The sequence below is a fragment of the Gammaproteobacteria bacterium genome, assembly GCA_016200485.1.
GTDB lineage: Bacteria > Pseudomonadota > Gammaproteobacteria > Tenderiales > Tenderiaceae > JACQEP01.
The window spans coordinates 115,682-136,151 of record JACQEP010000014.1 but is presented as its reverse complement, the minus strand read 5'-3'; the positions used below and the strand labels follow the sequence as shown (position 1 = coordinate 136,151).

The 20,470-nt window shown below is 51.1% G+C and carries 21 protein-coding genes; 19 read left to right on the top strand and 2 right to left on the bottom strand.

What is annotated here, in order from left to right; translation table 11 throughout:
* Positions 1–72 precede the first annotated feature (72 nt).
* The 13 genes from HY272_09440 to HY272_09380 all read left to right on the top strand — a co-directional run bounded on the left by HY272_09440 (position 73) and on the right by HY272_09380 (position 13,795).
* Positions 73–330 carry a hypothetical protein gene (locus HY272_09440; protein ID MBI3772908.1) on the top strand — a complete coding sequence of 86 codons (258 nt, stop codon included), beginning with the start codon at positions 73–75 and terminating at the stop codon, positions 328–330.
* Complete coding sequence (locus HY272_09435) at positions 327–3,317, top strand: type I restriction endonuclease subunit R (protein ID MBI3772907.1); 2,991 nt, start codon at positions 327–329, stop codon at positions 3,315–3,317. The genes HY272_09440 and HY272_09435 overlap by 4 nt, the downstream gene beginning before the upstream one ends.
* Entirely contained in the window at positions 3,310–4,575 is a 1,266-nt protein-coding gene (locus HY272_09430) for a restriction endonuclease subunit S (GenBank protein MBI3772906.1), read from the top strand. Before HY272_09435 ends, HY272_09430 begins: the two co-directional genes overlap by 8 nt.
* Positions 4,572–5,417 (top strand): hypothetical protein, encoded by an 846-nt coding sequence (locus tag HY272_09425; protein ID MBI3772905.1) that lies wholly within the window; start codon positions 4,572–4,574, stop codon positions 5,415–5,417. Before HY272_09430 ends, HY272_09425 begins: the two co-directional genes overlap by 4 nt.
* Positions 5,418–5,505: 88 nt before the next feature.
* The gene (locus HY272_09420; GenBank protein ID MBI3772904.1) at positions 5,506–6,681 is read left to right on the top strand and encodes an AAA family ATPase; all 1,176 of its coding nucleotides are present in this window, start codon (positions 5,506–5,508) and stop codon (positions 6,679–6,681) included.
* On the top strand, positions 6,674–7,543 hold the full coding sequence (gene dinD, locus HY272_09415; protein ID MBI3772903.1) for a DNA damage-inducible protein D: 870 nt from the start codon (positions 6,674–6,676) through the stop codon (positions 7,541–7,543). Before HY272_09420 ends, dinD begins: the two co-directional genes overlap by 8 nt.
* Complete coding sequence (locus tag HY272_09410; protein MBI3772902.1) at positions 7,540–9,177, top strand: type I restriction-modification system subunit M; 1,638 nt, start codon at positions 7,540–7,542, stop codon at positions 9,175–9,177. The genes dinD and HY272_09410 overlap by 4 nt, the downstream gene beginning before the upstream one ends.
* A gap of 39 nt (positions 9,178–9,216) precedes the next feature.
* Complete coding sequence (locus HY272_09405; protein MBI3772901.1) at positions 9,217–10,101, top strand: hypothetical protein; 885 nt, start codon at positions 9,217–9,219, stop codon at positions 10,099–10,101.
* A gap of 9 nt (positions 10,102–10,110) precedes the next feature.
* A complete protein-coding gene (locus HY272_09400; protein ID MBI3772900.1) occupies positions 10,111–10,545 on the top strand; it encodes a hypothetical protein in 435 nt (144 codons plus the stop codon).
* Between the two features lie 185 nt (positions 10,546–10,730).
* On the top strand, positions 10,731–11,807 hold the full coding sequence (locus HY272_09395) for a topoisomerase DNA-binding C4 zinc finger domain-containing protein (protein ID MBI3772899.1): 1,077 nt from the start codon (positions 10,731–10,733) through the stop codon (positions 11,805–11,807).
* A gap of 109 nt (positions 11,808–11,916) precedes the next feature.
* Positions 11,917–12,414 (top strand): DUF2238 domain-containing protein, encoded by a 498-nt coding sequence (locus tag HY272_09390; protein MBI3772898.1) that lies wholly within the window; start codon positions 11,917–11,919, stop codon positions 12,412–12,414.
* A 98-nt stretch (positions 12,415–12,512) separates the two neighbouring features.
* Positions 12,513–13,085, top strand: a complete 573-nt coding sequence (locus tag HY272_09385) for a hypothetical protein (GenBank protein MBI3772897.1) — start codon at positions 12,513–12,515, stop codon at positions 13,083–13,085.
* A 14-nt stretch (positions 13,086–13,099) separates the two neighbouring features.
* Complete coding sequence (locus HY272_09380; protein ID MBI3772896.1) at positions 13,100–13,795, top strand: hypothetical protein; 696 nt, start codon at positions 13,100–13,102, stop codon at positions 13,793–13,795.
* Between the two features lie 239 nt (positions 13,796–14,034).
* Here HY272_09380 and HY272_09375 read toward each other — a convergent pair whose 3' ends face one another.
* Positions 14,035–14,808, bottom strand: a complete 774-nt coding sequence (locus HY272_09375; GenBank protein MBI3772895.1) for an ABC transporter permease — start codon at positions 14,806–14,808, stop codon at positions 14,035–14,037.
* A complete protein-coding gene (locus HY272_09370; GenBank protein ID MBI3772894.1) occupies positions 14,805–15,728 on the bottom strand; it encodes an ABC transporter ATP-binding protein in 924 nt (307 codons plus the stop codon). The genes HY272_09375 and HY272_09370 overlap by 4 nt, the downstream gene beginning before the upstream one ends.
* Positions 15,729–15,945: 217 nt before the next feature.
* Between HY272_09370 and HY272_09365 the strand changes: the two genes are divergently transcribed.
* The 6 genes from HY272_09365 (at position 15,946) to HY272_09340 (ending at position 20,456) form a co-directional block, all read left to right on the top strand.
* A complete protein-coding gene (locus HY272_09365) occupies positions 15,946–17,193 on the top strand; it encodes an AmpG family muropeptide MFS transporter (protein MBI3772893.1) in 1,248 nt (415 codons plus the stop codon).
* A 133-nt stretch (positions 17,194–17,326) separates the two neighbouring features.
* On the top strand, positions 17,327–17,935 hold the full coding sequence (locus HY272_09360) for a DUF938 domain-containing protein (protein ID MBI3772892.1): 609 nt from the start codon (positions 17,327–17,329) through the stop codon (positions 17,933–17,935).
* Between the two features lie 50 nt (positions 17,936–17,985).
* Positions 17,986–18,759 (top strand): co-chaperone DjlA, encoded by a 774-nt coding sequence (gene djlA, locus HY272_09355; protein ID MBI3772891.1) that lies wholly within the window; start codon positions 17,986–17,988, stop codon positions 18,757–18,759.
* Between the two features lie 204 nt (positions 18,760–18,963).
* A complete protein-coding gene (locus tag HY272_09350) occupies positions 18,964–19,323 on the top strand; it encodes a hypothetical protein (GenBank protein ID MBI3772890.1) in 360 nt (119 codons plus the stop codon).
* The gene (locus HY272_09345; protein MBI3772889.1) at positions 19,323–19,970 is read left to right on the top strand and encodes a Fic family protein; all 648 of its coding nucleotides are present in this window, start codon (positions 19,323–19,325) and stop codon (positions 19,968–19,970) included. The genes HY272_09350 and HY272_09345 overlap by 1 nt, the downstream gene beginning before the upstream one ends.
* A gap of 72 nt (positions 19,971–20,042) precedes the next feature.
* Complete coding sequence (locus tag HY272_09340; GenBank protein MBI3772888.1) at positions 20,043–20,456, top strand: cytochrome c; 414 nt, start codon at positions 20,043–20,045, stop codon at positions 20,454–20,456.
* Positions 20,457–20,470: the final 14 nt, after the last annotated feature.

Below are 20,470 nucleotides of genomic sequence, written 5' to 3'. Positions count from 1 at the left end.
CCCTAATAAGTATGATCTAAAAGCTTGTGTCGCCCAAAAAGCGAAGAAGGGCAAGAATCGAAACTGGGGAATATGACACCACCCGAGCACACCCAAAACGAGGCGATTACCCGTGAAGCGATCGATCAAAAATTGATCGCCGCTGGCTGGATCGTGCAGGACAAAAAGCGCATCAACCTGTTTGAGTCCTTAGGCGTCGCCATCCGTGAGAGGTGTGCAGAGACCTGCCCGGCCTATTTTTATCCATTTGATTATAAAGCTGATATGCTTCTGAGGTTTATTTTGCCGACAGTGTTATTGGGGCAAAGCTCCATTAGGGCAGATGTATGACAACAGAACACCAGATCGAACAAAGCCTGATCGCCAAGCTAACCGATCTCAAATACACCTACCGCGACGACATCCGCGACAAGGCCGCCCTTGAGCAAAACTTCCGCCAGAAGTTCGAGGCCCTCAATCGCGTCCACCTCACCGACGCCGAATTCGCCCGTCTGCGCGACGAGATCATCACCACCGATGTCTTCACCGCTTCTCAGGCCTTGCGCGAGAAGGGAAAATTTGTCCGCGAAGATGGCACCCCACTGGAATACATGCTGGTCAATATCCGGGACTGGTGCAAGAACGAGTTCGAGGTCATCAACCAGCTTCGCATCAATACCGACAACAGCCATCATCGCTACGACGTTATCCTCCTGATCAACGGCTTGCCGATGGTGCAGATCGAGCTGAAATCCCTGCAAATCAGCCCGCGCCGCGCCATGGAGCAGATTGTCGATTACAAGAACGACCCCGGCAACGGCTACACCAACTCGCTGCTCTGTTTCATGCAGTTGTTCATCGTCAGCAATGAAAGCGACACCCGCTACTTCGCCAATAACCGCAACCAGCACTTCAGCTTCAACGCCGAAGAACGCTTTTTGCCCATTTACCAGCACGCCGATGAAAAAAACAACAAAATCGCCCACCTGCACGACTTTGCCGACGACTTCCTCGAAAAATGCAGCCTGGGCCGCTTGATCAGCCGCTACATGGTTCTGGTGCAGAGTGAGCAAAAAATTCTCATCATGCGCCCCTACCAAATCTATGCGGTCAAGGCCATTGTTGAATGTATCCACCAGAATCGCGGCAACGGCTATATCTGGCACACCACCGGCAGCGGCAAGACGCTCACCTCGTTCAAGGCCTCCACCTTGCTGAAGGACAACCCCGACATCGAAAAATGCATGTTCGTGGTGGACCGCAAAGACCTCGACCGCCAGACCCGCGAGGAATTCAACAAATTCCAGGAGGGCTGTGTCGAGCACAACACCAACACCGAAGCCATGGTGCGCCGCATGCTGTCGGACGACTACGCCGACAAGGTGATCGTCACCACCATCCAGAAGCTGGGTCTGGCGCTGGACGAAAACAGCAAACGCAACAAGGCAAAACAGAAAGAGGGCAAACAGACCTACAAGGAACGCCTCGAACCCATGCGTGACAAGCGCGTTGTCTTTATCTTCGACGAATGCCACCGCTCCCAGTTCGGCGACAACCACAAGGCCATCAAAGAGTTCTTCCCCAGGGCGCAACTGTTCGGCTTTACCGGCACACCGATCTTTGACGAGAACGCCACCTATCAGCAGATTGATGGCAATGTCGGCTCATTCATAACCACCAAAGACATCTTTGAAAAAGAGCTGCACGCCTACACCATCACCCACGCCATTGATGACAAAAACGTACTGAGTTTCCACATCGACTACTTTGGCAAGGAGGGGGATAAGAAACCAAAGAAGGGACAAACACCGCCGCCGGATGCCGTCATCAACGCCATACTGCAAAAGCACGACAGCGCCACCGACCATCGCCGCTTTAACGCGATACTGGCCACGGCCTCCATCAACAACGCCATTGAATACTACGAGCTATTCAAAACCATGCAGGCAACAAAACAGGCCGAAGATGAAACCTTCGAGCCGCTGCACATCGCCTGTGTCTTCTCGCCACCGGCAGAAGGCAACAAAGACGTGCAGCAGCTACAGGAAGACCTGGCACAGGAAAAGGAAGACAACAAACAAGAGCCGGAGCAAAAGAAAGCCGCGCTCAAAACCATTATTGACGACTACAACCTCCAATACAGCAGCAATCACACCATTAACGAATTCGACCTCTACTATCAGGACGTGCAGCAGCGCATCAAGGATCAGAAGTACAGCAACGCTGACTACCCGCGCCAAAACAAGATCGACATCACCATCGTGGTGGACATGCTGCTTACCGGCTTCGACTCCAAATACCTCAACACCCTGTACGTGGATAAAAACCTCAAACACCACGGCCTGATCCAGGCCCTGTCGCGCACCAACCGCGTGCTCAACGACAGCAAGCCCTGGGGCAACATCCTCGACTTCCGCTATCAGGAGATCGAAGTAGACGACGCCATCAAACTCTTTTCCGGCGCAGCCATAGACCGCGCGCGGGAAATCTGGCTGGTCGATCCCGCCCCCAAGGTGGTGGAAAAATACCAAGCCGCCGTGGGCAAGCTGGAAACCTTTATGGCCGCCAAAGGGCTGCCCTGCGAACCCTCGCAAGTGGTCAACCTCAAGGGCGACACCGCCAAGGCGGAATTCATCAACCACTTTAAAGAAGTGCAAAAGCTCAAGACCCAACTGGAGCAATACACCGACCTCGATGACCAGAGCAAACAGACCATCGAGCAGAAACTGCCCACCGACACCCTGCGCAGCTTCAAGGCTGCCTACCTTGACACCGCGCTGGAACTCAAGCGCAAACAGGGCAAAGGCGATGAGGCGGGGCCAGAGGTGCAACAACTGGAATTCGACCTGGTGCTGTTCGCCTCCAGCCTCATCGACTACGACTACATCATGGGGCTGATTGCTAAATCCACGCAGAAAACCGGCAAGCAAAAGATGACCCGCGCCCAGCTCATTGAGCTGATCAGCGCCAACGCCAATCTGATGGAAGAGCGCGAAGACATCATCGCCTATATCAACAGCCTGAAAACCGGCGAAGCACTCAATGAAAAAGAGATTCGCGCAGGCTATCAGACCTTCAAGGCGCAAAAGGCCGCCGCCGACCTGTCCAACATCGCCAACAAGCACGGCCTGCAATCCGCGGCGCTGCAAGCCTTTGTCGATGCCATCATGAGCCGCATGATATTCGACGGCGAACAGCTCACCGACCTGCTTAGCCCCCTAGGGCTGGGTTGGAAAGCGCGGCGTGAAGCCGAACTGGCCTTGATGGCAGACTTGGTGCCCTATCTGCAAAAACTTGCGGGCGGGCGCGAAATATCGGGGTTGAATGCGTATGAGTAAGCAAAGTAAAAAGGCACTGGTGCCGGTGCGCCGCTTTACTGAGTTTCGGGACGCGACGGAATGGAAAAACAAGCCGTTAGAAGATGCACTTTCTCCCGTTGTTCGAGAAAGAAAAAAACCCGTTGATCATTACTTGGGATTGGGGATACGTAGCCATGGGAAAGGCACTTTTTTAAAACATCTCAAAAATCCTGAAAAGAACGCGATGGAGTATCTCTATGAGGTCTGCGCTGATGACTTGATTGTAAACATCACGTTTGCTTGGGAAGGGGCGATTGCCATTGCGCAACAAGCCGATGCAGGCGCTCTTGTTTCTCATCGCTTTCCAACATTTGTCTTCAAAAGAAAAGTAGCGATTCCAGAATTCTTTCGATACGTAATTCTTGATAAGCAGTTTATTTACAAACTCGGTGTTATTTCTCCCGGCGGTGCCGGGAGAAATAGGGTGTTAAACAAAAAAGACTTCCTGAGGCTTACAGTCTCGCTTCCTGAGTTAGGTGAACAACAAAAAATCGCCAATTGCCTCACTTCCGTCGACGATTTGATCACCGCCCAAACCCAAAAACTCGACGCCCTCAAGACCCATAAAAAAGGCCTGATGCAACAACTCTTCCCCGCTGAAGGCAAAACCACCCCCCAACGCCGCTTTCCAGAGTTTCGAGGGGCGGGAGGGTGGGAAGAAAAGCCACTTGAAAAAGTGGCGACCTTTTCAAAAGGTAAGGGTGTTTCTAAATCAGATATATCGCCGAATGGCAAACAGCCATGTATTAGATATGGGGAACTCTATACTCATTACAATGAGACAATAGAAACCGTTATATCTTACACGGATGTGCCAGCTGATGAATTAGTTCTCAGTGAAGCAAATGACGTGATTATTCCCGCATCTGGCGAAACTGAGGAAGATATTGCAACTGCCTCATGCGTTTTGAGTAGTGGTATCGCTTTAGGAGGCGACCTAAATATTATTCGATCAAACTTGAATGGGGTTTTCCTTTCTTATTACTTGAACAACGCCAAAAAGAAAGAGATTGCTCGACTGGCTCAAGGGATTTCAGTTGTTCATCTGTATTCAAGCCAACTTAGAAAGCTAAACATAAATGTTCCAGGTCTGCCGGAGCAACAAAAAATCGCCGATTGCCTTTCTTCCCTCGACGGACTCATCACCGCCCAAGCCAAAAAAGTCGAAGCCCTCAAGACACATAAAAAAGGCCTAATGCAGCAGCTTTTCCCTGCCATGGATGAGGTGCCGGCATGAACGAATTTGTCTTGCCAATTCACTTCGGAAATTTTCAGGGCAAACATGAAATCAATACAAATTCACTTCTTGTTTTCATAGAGTCTTATAAAGAAATTACCGAGGTTTTTGGTCTTGCTATCGACATACAGATTGGCACTCCGGAGGAAGGAGGCTGGAAAACCAATCTGTTTTTTTTGATTAGCTTTATTGGAGCTAGCCCGTTTATTACCTTGCTGACTGGAGAAACTGCTGACGATTGGGCAAAAAAAGGGCACGCCGAAATTGTTCGGGCTGTTAACGAGTTTGTTACAAGAAGAGCGGCGGATATTCCAGAAAAATTTCCACGAGAATGTATTAAACAGAAAAATAAGATTTACCACCAGTTCCAGAAAGATAATTGTATAGATACTTTTCGTCTTGGTGATTTTGCTCCTATACCGCGGAATAACTTCCATTTGTATATCAAAGAGGTACCCGATGAAGAGCTTCTATATCTGGGTGAAACAAATATTATCGTGCATAGCCCGGATTGGAAAGGCAAGCGCTCGTGGCGCGGAAAAATTGAAATTGTTGAGGATAATCAAAACGCCTTCGATTTCGACAAGGACTTAACTGGTAAATTTTGGGAAAAGGTTAAATTGGACGCTCTGCCACTTCATACCACTGATGTCATGCGTGTTCAGATAGTCAAACGCCCGACCAATAAAGTCAAATACCTGGTTATCCGGGTCTTAAGTTACAACGATGCTGAAATTGATGTGCCACTATCAAGTTCTGAGTTAAGTGGATTTACCGTTTCCTCTGGGCTTGTAGGCAAACGACCTGCTCAGGGAGATTTGTTTGGCGGGGTGATACAATGACAAAGCAGACCCTACAATTTACCGTACTTAAAACCCATAAAAAAGGCCTGATGCACCAACTCTTTCCAGCCATGGAGGAGGTGGGCGCATGAGCAATGGTCTCGCTACCTTCGCCGACATCAACGCAGTCGCCACCCACCTGCGCGATAAGCTGGCAGAGAAGAAATACATCCTGCTATTCGCCTACAACGGCACAGGCAAGACCCGCCTGTCGATGGCATTCAAGGAGTTGGGTAAAACTGTTACGACAAGACCAATGACGGTCAATGACAGTGTAAATGATGCGTTAACCATTGATGAGGTTCAGCGGGATACGCTCTACTTCAACGCTTTTACCGAAGACCTTTTTTACTGGGATAACGACCTGGAGAATGATGAGCGGCGCGTCATGCGCCTGAACCGCGACTCGCGTTTCTTTGGTGGGCTGCAAGAGCTGGAAATGGAAAACCGGATCGGCCCGCTGTTGGCGCGCTATACGGACTTTAACTTTTTCATCAATTACGGCGATTGGGAAATCACCTTCTTTCGCGACCGGGATGAAAACGGCGACCCTGTTCCAATCAAGGTATCGCGCGGGGAAGAGAATATCTTTGTCTGGTGTTTCTTCCTCGCGGTCGCCCAACTGGCCATAGATGGGCAGGAAGTCTATGAGTGGGTTAAATACATTTATATCGATGATCCCATCTCATCGCTGGACGACAATAATGCGATTGCGGTGGCCGCCCATTTGGCACATCTCTTGAAAGATTCCAACGGCAAAATCAAGGCGGTCATTTCGTCACACCATGCACTGTTTTTCAATGTGATGTGGAATGCGCTGAATGACAGAAAGGGAAATCCGCTTCAACCATTTTTTCTAAACAGCGACAAAGGTGCTGGCAGTTATACGCTGCGCTATACCAACGAGACCCCATTTTTCCACCATGTCGCCTTGCTCAAGCAACTCCACGAAGCTGTTGAAACTGATCGCCTCTACACCTACCACTTCAATATCCTGCGGAGCATTCTGGAAAAGACAGCCACCTTTCATGGTTTCAAGAATTTCTCTGCCTGTATCAAGCAGGAAGCCGACGATGAAGATGACATCCTGCATGCGCGCTTGATCAACGTGCTGAGCCACGGCAACTATTCGTTGTTTGAGCCACGCGAGATGATGGAAGAGAACAAGCAGTATTTCAAAAAAATATTGAATGACTTTATGGCGAACTATCGATTCAATCCAGAGTTGTTCCCGGAATTGACTGAAGAGGCATCACATGGATAAGCAACTGCAGATTTTGCACCAACATCTTGAAGCGGCAGCACAACGCGCCGATGCCGAGGGTATCGAGTTCTGGTTTGCCCGCGACCTGCAGGAGCAGCTGGGTTACGCACGCTGGGAGAACTTCCAAACCGCCATCAACCGCGCCATGGAATCCTGCGAGGCCACAGGCCAGGCGGCTTCGGACCATTTTCGTGGCGTCACGAAAATGGTCGAGTTGGGCAGCGGCGCTAGGCGGGAAATCGATGACTTCATGCTGACTCGCTATGCCTGCTATTTGATTGCCCAGAACGGCGACCCGCGCAAACCCGAGATCGCCTTTGCACAAAGCTATTTTGCAGTGCAAACCCGCAAGCAGGAGCTGATTGAAGACCGTATGCGCTTGCAGGCCCGTATGGAAGCGCGCGACCGTCTGAAAGAATCGGAAAAGGCCCTGTCGCAAAACATCTATGAGCGCGGGGTGGATGAGGCCGGGTTTGGCCGTATTCGCTCACAAGGTGACCAAGCCTTATTCGGTGGCCACACAACACAGGCGATGAAAGACAAATACGGCATCGTTAAAAGCCGTCCGCTGGCAGACTTTCTGCCCACCCTGACGATTGCCGCCAAAAATCTTGCGACGGAGATGACCAACCACAATGTTGAGCAAGCCAATTTGCAAGGCGAGCGCGCCATTACCGATGAGCATGTGCAAAATAATGTCAGCGTGCGCGAGATGCTGGGGCAGCGCGGTATCAAACCCGAACGCCTTGCTGCGGAAGAGGATTTGAAAAAACTGGAGCGGCGGGTGAAATCGGACGAAAAGAAACTGGCCAAAAACACCAAGACTCTGCCGCCATCTAACGAGAAGAATGGAAAGCCATGACCAAAGAAGAACTCAACCAACTCGGTAAAACCCTTTGGGATATCGCCGACCAATTACGCGGCGCGATGAATGCCGACGACTTTCGCGACTATATGCTTTCGTTCCTGTTTTTGCGCTACCTCTCGGACAACTACGAGATGGCGGCGAAGAAGGAGCTGGGCAAAGACTATCCCACACCTCAAAAGGATGACCGGCGCGCACCGCTGGCAATCTGGTACGAAGAGAACGCCGCAGATGCCGAAGACTTTGAAAAACAGATGCGCCTCAAGGTGCATTATGTGATCGAACCGCAGCACCTTTGGAGCAGCGTTGCCGAAATGGCGCGCACGCACCACAAAGACCTGCTGGATACCTTGTGGAAGGGCTTCAAGTACATCGAAGAGAAATCATTCGAGAGTACATTTCAGGGGCTGTTTTCGGAAATCAACCTGCACTCCGAGAAGTTGGGCAAGAAACCGTCAGATCGCAATGCCAAGCTCTGCACCATCATTCAGAAGATCGCTGAAGGCATTTCGAAATTCAGCACCGACACCGATATCCTGGGCGATGCCTATGAGTACCTGATCGGCGAATTCGCCGCCGGTTCCGGCAAAAAGGCGGGCGAGTTCTATACCCCGCAGCAGATCTCCACCATTCTTTCCGAAATCGTCACGCTGGACAGTCAGGAACCCAAAAACGGCAAAAAGAAAAAACTGAGCAAGGTGCTGGACTTCGCCTGCGGCTCCGGCTCGCTGCTGCTGAATGTGCGCAAGCAACTTCATAAAGAGCGCGGAACAATCGGAAAGATTTACGGACAGGAAAAGAACATCACCACTTACAACCTGGCGCGCATGAACATGCTGCTGCACGGGGTGAAGGATACCGAGTTCGAGATACACCACGGCGACTCATTGCTTAACGACTGGGATATTCTCAATGAGATGAACCCGGCCAAGAAGATGCAATTCGATGCTGTGATCGCCAATCCACCCTTCAGCTACCGCTGGGAACCGAACGATGCACTGGGCGAGGATTTTCGCTTCAAGAACTATGGCCTTGCCCCGAAGTCCGCCGCCGACTTCGCCTTTCTGTTGCACGGTTTCCACTTCCTCAGTGATAGCGGTGTGATGGCGATTATTCTGCCCCACGGCGTGCTGTTCCGTGGCGGCGCGGAAGAACGCATCCGCACCAAGCTGCTAAAAGATGGCCATATCGACACCGTGATCGGTCTGCCTGCAAACTTGTTTTTCTCTACCGGCATCCCGGTTTGTATTCTTGTTTTGAAACGGTGCAAAAAACCAGATGACGTGCTCTTTATCAACGCCAGCGATCACTTTGAGAAAGGCAAGCGACAAAACAAGCTGCTGCCGGAACACATCGACAAGATCGTCAGCACCTACCAATACCGTAATGAAGAGGCGCGCTACTCACGGCGTGTGTTGATGGAGGAGATCGAGAAAAACGATTTCAACCTAAATATTTCGCGTTATGTCAGCACCGCCATGACGGAGGAGAAAATTGATCTTGGGGTGGTAAATGCTGAGCTGGTTGACCTGGAAATGAAAATTGTTGGGGCCACTAATAACCACAATGAATTTCTTAGGGCGCTTGGATTATCTCCCTTGCCGATCGTAAGTCAGAAGACAGATAAATAAAAATGGTGTTGAAGGTATCATCCTTGATGAGGCTGCTTCATGAATATCGCGATTGATAGAGATACAAGCCTTGTTTACGAGGCCCAATCAAATTGGGGGCACCCCGTCTGGCCTAGCCCAATATTACTCCAAGTGGCCATTGCTTCTGTTCATGAAACGATATTTCAACCAGCGAAATATAATGTTCTTCCGTCAACGAGCCTTATTTTTAGGGAAGAGACCTACGATTTATCTAGCCGGATTCGAAGAGGAAGAATTTATCAGGCCGATCAGTCAATAGTTCAACAATGGAATGTGTGGCCACACCCGGCTTTAGGGACAGAAATTGGTATAGGCCCATATAATAGGAAGCATGTATATGCTTTTCAATCGATTCGACTAAGACATCATCTTAAGTTGCTAAAAATAGATCAGCCTGTACTTCTTTTGGGCTCAGAAGACGGTTTTACTATTTGGACACTGGTCAATATAGAGACAAGCGCAATTGGCGATGAAATGATTACATTGCGCGCTCGAAAGAGCGGCGGCGCTTTACCTGAACTAGATAGGGAAAAGATCCTGTCGAATGATGGCGTATCAGTCATTGAGTATATTGATAAATTGGAGGAGGAAATATTCCGGGCGGGTGCGGATTCAGTTGTTGACCGATGTCGGGAGGCGGCATCCTCAATATTATCAAAGTACCTTCAGAGTAAAGGGAAAGTAAATCCTGGTCTCGATCTTGGAGGGCTTGCTGATAAAATTGCGGAAGAAAAATTAGAGATTGTCGCAAACGCGGCGCGGATAATTTCGAGGTTACATCCTAGAGGAAAACACTCCGAACAAGAGAAGCGGAAGTTACGACAACTGACTGAACAAGATGCTGAATTTGCGATTCAGGCAGTTGGGATAATTCTGTGTGATTTGGGCTGGGCGAAATGGTAGACAGATGATATGAATGCCGGAAACAATAAATCTGGTAATGACGGTGAACGTGAGGTAATACGGCTAGTTTCATGTCCAAACTGTAGCAAGCCTTTGATGCAATTGCCAACGAATTACCCCCTCTATGATGTTCAATGTTCAGGTTGTGCCTTTCGCGCACAAGTGAAAACCAATAAGTGCAAGCCAAAAGATGAAATCTTCGGTGCGGGCTGGGATATTATGGATAAGGTGTTAAAGTCTGGCTTTATCGTTCCGCCATTGCTGGTGAATTTCAAATGGAAAGAGAAAGGAAAAAACAAACAGCGGATTGTTTTTTACCCATTTATTCCAAAGAGCAATCTTAAAAAACGTCAGCTATCATCTTCCGCTCGGCGGGCGAATTACAAGATGTTTAATTATATTGGCCTTTCTGAATTGCCAAATTTCGTACTTTACGAAAAATAATGTGCGTAAGGTGCATTTTTACGGCTCCAATTGGCGAATCCGTGCTGCGCCTGTCCAAGAAAATACACTTAATGGTAACGTATTGAGCGTGTGGAATATTAAAGTCAAGCAGGGCTGGCACGTCTTTTGTACTGACACAGGATGCCGAGTATACATCTGATTAGTTATGGTGAGTGGGTGGTTGAATGATAATTAAAAATAAGGATGATAGTCAGGCGAGAATCGATTATTTGTCTGACCTGCTTGAGCGCGATTTTCCTGATGAGAAGAAACGCCTTGTCGATCGTGAGCTGAAGAATCTTTATTCTGGCAAGAAGGGCGAGGAGACATCCGCTTATTATCTTGATTTTGATTTTAAGCAAAAAAAGAACTGGGTTCTAATTCATGATCTTCGGCTTGAGCATGATGGTGATGTCGCTCAGATTGACCATTTGTTGATCGGTAGAATGCTCGATATTTATGTGATCGAGTCAAAGAATTTCAATTATGGCGTATCAATTTCTGATGAGGGTGATTTTAGTTATTTTTATGAAAACAGGCCATATTCCATTCCCTCACCAATCGCACAAAACGAAAGGCATATAAGATTATTAGAGCGTTTGTTGAATGATAATGGTCTTTTGCCAACAAGGCTTGGAATCACTCTTAGGCCGAATTATCGAAATATTGTTCTCATATCACCACAGTCAAGACTGACAAAGCCTAAAAAAGGCCTGTATGACTGTAGTGCAGTGATGAAAGCGGATAAATTCTTGGAGCGTTTTAATAATGACATAAATGATGATTCTTTGTCTTCTGTTATGAGTCTTGCAAAGGTTATCTCACAGCAAAGTTTATACACATTTGCGAATAAACTGGTTTTGATGCACAAACCGATCACGATCAACTATATGGCAAAGTTTTGGCTTGAAGAAAGTGATGTGGTTGTTGCTGAGCCAGACACTGGTTATACCACCGGTATGCCTAAATGCCCTAAATGTGGCAAAGAGATGATCAGGCGGTCTGCTAAAAAAGGTAAGAATCCTGGCAAGGAATTTTTTGGATGTTCTGATTTTCCTAAGTGCCGCGGTGCTGTTGCAGCTGTTTCGGATTCGAAGCCAGATAAGTCAGAATCTAATCCGGTAGATGAGTCAGTACCTGACTGCCCAAAATGCGGCGCATCAATGGTGAAGCGCATCACAAAGAAGGGGGAGAATAATCAAAAAGAGTTCTGGGGCTGTAACAAGTTCCCAAAATGTCGTGGCACGATTTCTATTTCGTAAGGGAGTACATGCCATCTACCCTTGGATTACCATTTATCTGATTGTTTTGATTTGGTCTGGCACTTATCCCAAAGATCAATTTACCTGGTTCCTGGAAGTTATCCCCGCAATGATCGGCGCGGTTGTTTTGGCGCTGACCTATAAGTCATTTCGGTTAACGCCGTTGGCTTATGTGTTGATTCTGGTTCATTGCATCATCCTGATGGTGGGCGGGCATTACACGTATGCCGAGGTGCCGCTATTTGATTATCTGAAGGATCTGCTTGGCTTTGCGCGAAATAATTATGACAAGCTGGGCCACTTTGCGCAGGGATTTGTGCCGGCGCTGATTGCGCGTGAGATTATTGTGAGGAAGGACGTCATTCGCGGCGTGCGCTGGCAGTTCTTTTTTGTGGTTTCGTTCTGCCTTGCCTTCAGTGCATTTTACGAGCCGGTGGAATGGTGGGTGGCGTTGGGGACGGGGGATGGCGCAGAGGCGTTTTTGGGGACTCAGGGTTATGTGTGGGATACGCAGTCTGATATGGCATTTGCTTTGGTCGGGGCGATCATTTCGCTGGTTACGTTGCGTGGCTTGCATGATCGACAATTGGCCACCCTACGTGGCTGATTTTCAATAAGTTATATCCAGATCGTTTATATGCAATATGCATATGGCATACAAGGTGCTGGCAATTCAGATCTATATATGCTATATGCATATAGCATATGAGCAGAGCTAAATCATCTCAAAAATCGGTCGCCATGAGGCGGGCCAGTAGCCGACAGTGGGTGCTGAAGCCACAAGACCTGGCGATTGTCTTGAAATTGGTGACCTTGAAGGGGCAATGGTTGCCCTATGCCGCCTTGGGTGAGGCTATGCACCTGTCGCGCTTCGAGGCACACGCCGCCGTGCAGCGACTGATGGCCGCCCGTTTGGTGGCGGAAATTGAGGGGCGCCCCTTACCCGTACTTGCCGCTTTGCGACCATTCCTTATCTATGGGGCACCTTATGCCTATCCGGCGGTGCGCGGGGAGATCACCATTGGTTTTCCAACGGCGCACGGGTGTTCACCACTCAAGGACATGATGATGCATTCGGCAGAACCGCTACCGGTATGGCCACACCCGGAAGGTACCGTGAGGGGGCCGGGGCTGTTGCCTTTATATGAGAATTTGCCGCTGGCCGCGGTAGAGGATAAACCGCTTTATGAGTTATTGGCCTTGTTTGATGCGCTGCGGGCGGGGCAGGCGCGCGAGAGGGAGTTGGCAAAAAAATTACTTGAGGAACGGTTGCAGTGAAAAACAGTGGCGTCATGGATGACCCAAATCTTGCCATTTTAGTCCCGGTAGCAGACGCGCTTGGAGCGCTGCGTGAGTCGCTGGTATTTGTGGGTGGTTGTGCAACAGGTTTGTTACTGACTGCACAACGCGCACAAACCATACGCGCTACCAACGACGTGGATGTTGTGGCACAGGTAGTGACGCTTGCGGATTATCATGCGATGGAAAAGGCAGTGGAAGCGCGCGGCTTCAAGCATGATATTTCTCCTGATGCGCCTATTTGTCGTTGGCTTAGAAATGGCGTGATATTGGATCTGATGCCGAGTGAGCCGGGAATACTTGGCTTTCATAATCGCTGGTATCCACTGGCAATTCGTACGGCGACCCGTGTTAATTTGCCGGGGGATGTGGAGATTCGACTCATCACCGCGCCGGTATTTATCGCGACCAAGTTGGTGGCCTTTCACGGTCGTGGCAATAACGACTACTTGGCGAGCCACGACCTGGAAGATGTGATTACCGTGATTGATGGCCGTGAGGAATTGCTTGAAGAAATCCGGGCCTCAGACAGTGAACTGAGAAAATACATTGCAGACGAGTTGACGAACCTACTGACAGATAACGAGTTTCAATTGGCGCTTTCGGGTCATCTTCCGGGTGATGTTGCGAGTCAGGCGCGTTTACCTGAATTAATGCGGCGGCTGCGCGCTATTGCGAAACTGAGATAGTACCCATTTAAGGGCGCAAAGCCGAATGGCACTGAACTTAAGGGGTTTGGTAATCGATGTGGGTTAGGCGCATTTTCTTGCGCCGTAACCCACCGACCGTGTCGTTAGGCACTCATTAAAACAATAGGTTGTGTGCTTCGCACGCTTGGTGGGTTACGCAAAAAACGCTAACCCACCCTACATCTGGCTGAAATAGTGCTTACCACGTTTTTGCGTGACCGATTTTCTCTACTCACGCCTCACGAACGTATCCCAACCCCTCGATTTAACAGCGACAGGCTGAACCCAAACAGCGCGACGATGAACCCCAGAATAATGAGGTAGGACGTTAGCAGATGGGTATCCGTGACGCCGAGCATGCCGTAGCGGAAGGCGTTGACCATGTAGAGGATGGGATTGGCCAGTGACACTTGCTGCCAAAAGCTGGAGAGCATGGTGACGGAATAAAATATGCCGCCCAGATACGTGAGTGGTGTGAGCACGAAGGTGGGGATGATGGAAATGTCGTCAAAGCTTTTGGCGTAGATGGCGTTGATGAATCCGGCGAGGGAGAACAGCACGGAGGTGAGGGCTGCGATTGAGAGCGTAATCAGCAGGCTGTGAATCTGGATGTGGCTGAAGATCATGGCCACGAGCGCGACGGCGAGTCCCACCGAGAGTCCGCGCGCCAGGCCACCGGCGAGATAGCCGAGCAGGATGACGTAATTGGGCACGGGCGCGACCAGCATTTCCTCGACATTGCGCTGAAACTTGGAGCCGTAGAAGGAGGAGACGACATTGGCGTAGGACTGGGTGATCACGGCCATGAGGATCAGGCCGGGCACCAGATAGTCCATGTAGTTGAATCCTTGTATCGCCCCGATCTGGGAGCCGATGAGGTGGCCGAAGATGACGAAGTAAAGCGCGGTGGTGATCATCGGCGGCAGGATGGTCTGAATCCAGATGCGTGTGAAGCGCAGGATTTCTTTGACCAGGATGGCTTGAAAGGCGATGTATTGTGCGCGTGCGTTCATGGCTTGGCCCCGTTGCCGATGAGATGCAGGAACGATTCTTCCAGGCGATTGGTTTTGTTGCGCATGCTGGCGACGGCGATGCTTTGCGCGCCAAGCGCGGTGAAGATCGAATTGAGATCTTGCCCTTTGCACACATCGACTTCGAGGGTGTGATCATCTACGAGGCGTGTTGTGTAATCGCTGAGGACGGGCGCATGGGCGATGGCTTGGGCGAGATCCAACACCAGGGTATGAGTGTTGAGTTGGCCGAGCAGTGCCTTCATGCTGGTGTTTTCCACGATCTGTCCGTGATCGATGATGGCGATGTTGCGACACAGCCGTTCGGCTTCTTCCAGATAGTGTGTGGTGAGGATAATGGTGGTGCCTTGGGCGTTGAGTTGTTCGAGGAAGGTCCACATCGAGTGGCGTATCTCGATGTCGACTCCCGCCGTGGGTTCATCCAGGATCAGGATCCGTGGTTCGTGCACCAGTGCGCGCGCGATCATGAGGCGCCGTTTCATCCCGCCGGAGAGTGTGCGCGCCTGTTCATGGCGCCGCTCCCATAAGCCTAGCTGGGTGAGATAACGCTCGGCGCGTTCCGTGGCAAGTTTGCGGGGCAGTCCGTAATAGCCGCCCTGATTGATGACGATTTCACCCACCGGCTCGAAGATGTTGAAATTGAACTCCTGCGGCACCAGCCCGATGCAGGCCTTGGCCTGAGGAAATTCAGTGTCGATGTCGTGTCCATTCACCCACACCTTGCCGCCGCTTTTGTTGATCAGTGAGCAGATGATGCCGATGGTGGTGGACTTGCCCGCGCCATTGGGGCCGAGCAGTGCGAAGAAATCCCCCGGCTGGACGTCCAGATCGATACCGCTCAGGGCGACTTGGCCGTTCTTGTAGGTCTTGGTGAGATTGCGTATGGATAGCGCCGGGGGCATATTGAGTCGTTTGCTCATTGTTGCAGAACCCGCAATTCTAACGCACTGGCTTCGTCATGCCCACACTGCAGTCAAGGACGCGTCAAACGAGTGATACCGCCATGAAAAACCTGTCCGATCCGGATGAACTGGGCGACGAAATGATGTAGCCTCTGGAGGCAGGATTGAACTTCATCCGCGAACTCGCGGCGATTTTGGGCTGATTAGGAAAAGAATAATGTCCGTTTGGCAGCAGCTTTTTACCCGGCGCATGCTGATCTGTGTGTTTACCGGATTCTCTTCTGGTCTGCCGTTGTATCTCCTGTTTAATTTGTTGCCGGCCTGGCTGCGCACTGAGCATGTCGATCTCAAGACCATCGGCCTGTTTGCGTTGATCCAGTTTCCCTATACCTGGAAATTTCTCTGGTCGCCGCTGCTTGACCGCTATGTCGTGCCGATGCTGGGGCGGCGGCGGGGATGGATGGTGCTGACGCAGTTTGGCTTGCTGGCCGTGATTGCGTCGATGGGCGCGTTCTCGCCGCAGAGTGATCTGCGCACCATCGCCTGGATCGCCACGCTGCTCGCTTTTCTGAGCGCGACGCAGGACATTGTGCTCGATGCCTACCGCCGCGAGTTGCTGGAGGATAGCGAGCTGGGGCTGGGCAACGCAGTGCATGTGAATGCCTACCGCATTGCGGGGCTGGTGCCGGGCTCGCTGTCGCTGGTGCTGGCTGACATGCTGCCGTGGAACATGGTGTTTATGATTACCGCGCTGTTCATGCTGCCGGGCATCGCCATGACTTTGATGGTGCAGGAGCCGCACCGCGCCGTGCCACCCAAGTCGCTGCGCGATGCCGTGGTGGAGCCGTTCCGTGAATTCATCAATCGCCAGGGCTGGGGCAGCGCGTTGTTGATCCTCGCGTTCCTGCTGTTCTACAAACTCGGTGACAGTATGTGTACCGCGCTGGCGACGCCGTTTTACCTCGACATGGGGTTTTCCAAAACCGACATCGGACTGATCGCCAAGAATGCCGGGCTGTGGCCCGCCGTCATTGGTGGCCTGCTGGGTGGACTGTGGATGGTGAAGATCGGCATTAATCGCGCGCTGTGGGTGTTCGGCGTGGTGCAGTTGCTGGCGATCTTTGGTTTCGCCTGGCTGGCTTCCATCGGGTATCATGCCGACATCGGAGCGCTGGAACGCACCCAACTCGCCATTGTGATCGGCCTGGAAGCGTTCGGCGTCGGCGTCGGCACGGCGGCTTTCGTCGCCTTCATCGCGCGCACCACACACCCCGCGTATACCGCCACCCAGTTCGCCCTGTTCACCAGCCTGATGGCCATCCCGCGCACCTTCGCCAATGCCGCCACCGGCTGGCTGGTGGAAGCGATGGGCTGGACCGGATTCTTCCTGCTGTGTGCGCTGCTCGCCGTACCGGGCATGCTGCTGCTGTTCAAGGTTGCGCCGTGGAAGGAGTCACCGAAGTAAAGGCGACGATAAAGAGTGGAACCCCTTAACTAGTGACCGTTAACTATATTTGACGCTTATCGTCTTCGGTGAGGAGATTCGTGTTTTATGTTAAAGCGGATTAGATCTCATTTGGGCAGCGATAATTCGCCTTATGGCGGCAACGATAATGAAACCATTTTCAGCAGCGTGTGAAGAAAATAAAGCGCCAATCCTGGCCGTTTTGCGTGAGCAGTTTACCGAGCCGGGATTTGTGCTCGAAATTGGCAGCGGGACTGGCCAGCACGCCGTGTACTTTCCACAACATCTGCCGCATCTTACCTGGCAACCTACGGATGTAGAGGAATCACTTGCTGGAATCGAAGCCTGGCGGTCTGAGGCTGGGTTGGCAAACGTTTTAGCGCCGTTAGCCCTGGATGTGCAACAAAAGACTTGGCCGGTCTCGCGCATTGATTACATCTTTTCTGCCAATACGACACATATTATGTCCTGGCCGGAAGTGGAATATATGTTTGAAGGCATAGGCAATATGCTCATTGCCGGCGGGCGTGTTTGCCTTTATGGTCCCTTTAATTACGGTAGACGCTATACCAGTGACAGCAACGCGCGCTTCGACGCCTGGTTAAAGGCAAGAGATCCGGCCAGTGGGATTCGCGATTTTAACGATCTGAATGACTTGGCATTGGGGGTTGGGTTGTCCTTAATCAAGGACTATGAAATGCCAGTCAACAATCGTATTTTAGTCTGGCAAAGAGATGAGTAACATTAAATCACTCTGATACCTTAAATCCGAATTAATTGACTGGAGTTCTCTTGTTCAAGCTTATAGGTTTAATCGCAGGTTATTATTTTTTTGGGTTCTTTGGAGCGATCTTCGGTTTGCTTGCCGGGTCGTTTATTGATCGCGTCAGGGTGTATGGCGCCGGTGCGTTGAACCCGTTGCAGAATGCGCAACGTCAGGCGGTTTTCCTCGAGACGATGTTCCTCTCAATGGGCAAGCTGGCCAAGGCCGATGGGCAGGTCTCTCAGCACGAGATCGATCATGCTGAGGCCTTCATGCAGAAACTGGGTATGACCGCGGAACATCGCCAGCAGGCCATTATCTTGTTCAAGCGGGGAGCCGAACCGGAATTTGACATCGGGCCGACCTATCAGCGATTTATGTCCGTTTGCGGACATACGAAGAATCTGAAGGAAGTATTACTGGCTTATCTGATCGTGATGGCGCTGGCGGATGGACATTTTCATCCGGCTGAAGAGGCGGTGCTCTTTGATATCGCCGGTCGGGTGGGTTATGACCAGGTCACCTTCAAGCGCATGCTGGAGATGGTGCTGAATCAATCCCACTTCGCTGGAGGAACAGCTAGCTCAGCTGCGGCATTGGATGACGCCTACAAGGCGTTGGGCGTCACCAAAGACAGCAGCGATCAGGAGATCAAGCGCGCCTATCGCAAACAGATGAGCCAATACCATCCTGACAAACTGATCGGGCAGGGCCTGCCTGAAGACATGATCGCGATGGCGACCGAGCAGGCAAAAGAAATTCAGCTTGCCTACGATTTGATCAAGAAAAGCAGAAATGTTTGAGCGGAATCGTCGGCCCCGATGGTTGGCGACCGAGTTGAATGGCAAGGTTACGTTGAGTCTAACGGCAATGTGATGGCGCAGACGCTTACGTTCAACTGATCATTAAATCACTACGAACTACGAAGCCCGGCGAGTCCGGGCTTTTTTTGATCATTACTTGACACAAAACTTGACTTATACTTGACACTTAATTAGGCTTTCTATATGGCTTATGTTCCGCAATTCACTATCACCCCAACCCTGCTTGCTGAGGTAGAGCGGGTGGCGGCGTTACGCGAGCGCATTCAATGCACCGTGGTGGATATTGCCTGGATTCCCGCCCTGCAGAAAGATACCCGCACACGCAACGTTCACGCCTCGACGGCCATCGAGGGAAACCCGCTGACGCTCGAACAGGTTCGTGCGTTGGAGGAAGGGCGCGAACTTTCCGCTTCCAGTGCGCGACCCAAGCGGGAAGTCATGAATTATTTCGCCGGGCTGCGCTACGTGGAAAAAAACGCAGCTAAAAAAACATCCGTCATGCGGACATTCTGGCGCTGCATCGGATTCTGGCCGGGGAGGTAATGGATCAGGGTGAGGCGGGGAAATACCGGATGATCTCTGTCCGGGTCGGGCGGTACCTTCCCCCTCCGCCGGATGCCGTTTCAGGTTTGATGTTCGAGTTGCTGGAGTGGTGGAATACGGCTGCAAAAAAACTCTCGCCGGTTCTCAGTTCGGCCATTCTGCATTACCGCTTCGAGGCCATCCATCCGTTTGCCGATGGCAATGGCCGTACGGGTCGGGCGCTTGCTTTGTGGGAGCTCTACCGGCGCGGTTTTGACACGCATCACATTTTTTCGGTGGATGAGTATTACTGGGAAAATCGCCCCAAATACTATGCCGCACTGGATGGTGTACGGGAGGCTGGAGAAGATATGTCTGCGTGGCTGGAGTACTGTGCGGCGGGGCTGAAGCAGACTTTGGAACGGGCATGGCTGCGGATTCAAACCTTCCGGGTCCAATCTGCGGAAAAACTGATTTTGCGTCCGCGGCAGGAACAGCTTCTGTATCTGCTTCGCGATCACGGGGGCATGGCTCCCGCTGAAATATGGAAGGCGCTGGGCGTGTCTCGACAGGGTGCGATGGATTTATTGCGTCCGCTGCTTGACGCAGGGCTGGTCGAGAAAATCGGCGGAAAAAAGACCGGACGTTATGTTTTACGAAACTCATGAACGACTTGTATCAGCCGTGTCGGCTTCCAATTAAAATGCCAGATTCTGTTTCTGATGAACTGATTTCGCTTTATGACCGCGATGATCAAAAATAAATTGCGTTTGAGTCCGGCCATTCAGCCATTCATGTGCCTGATGCTAATCGGTGCGCTCACCGCTTGTAGCAACCGTGACGACCATAATCACCCTGACTTGAAGACGGGCGAAGATTTATTCAATCACCATTGCGCGGAATGTCATGGCAAGGATGGCACGGGTCTGTTAGCGGACCAGACGCCCGCCAATATCCTCACACTGCGGGGTCGTGACGGGATTGTTGATTACATCACCAAGCCCATCAATCCAAAGCGCAAGATGCCGGTGTTTGGCACTATGCCTATTGCAGAGGCCGCCGTCATTGCTGAGCACTTGCTGGAACTGCAACAAGTTTACGAAGACACCCCCACCTCAAAGAAAAAACCAGGTGGGCTGATGATTAAGCCTTAAGGCCAGTTCTGACG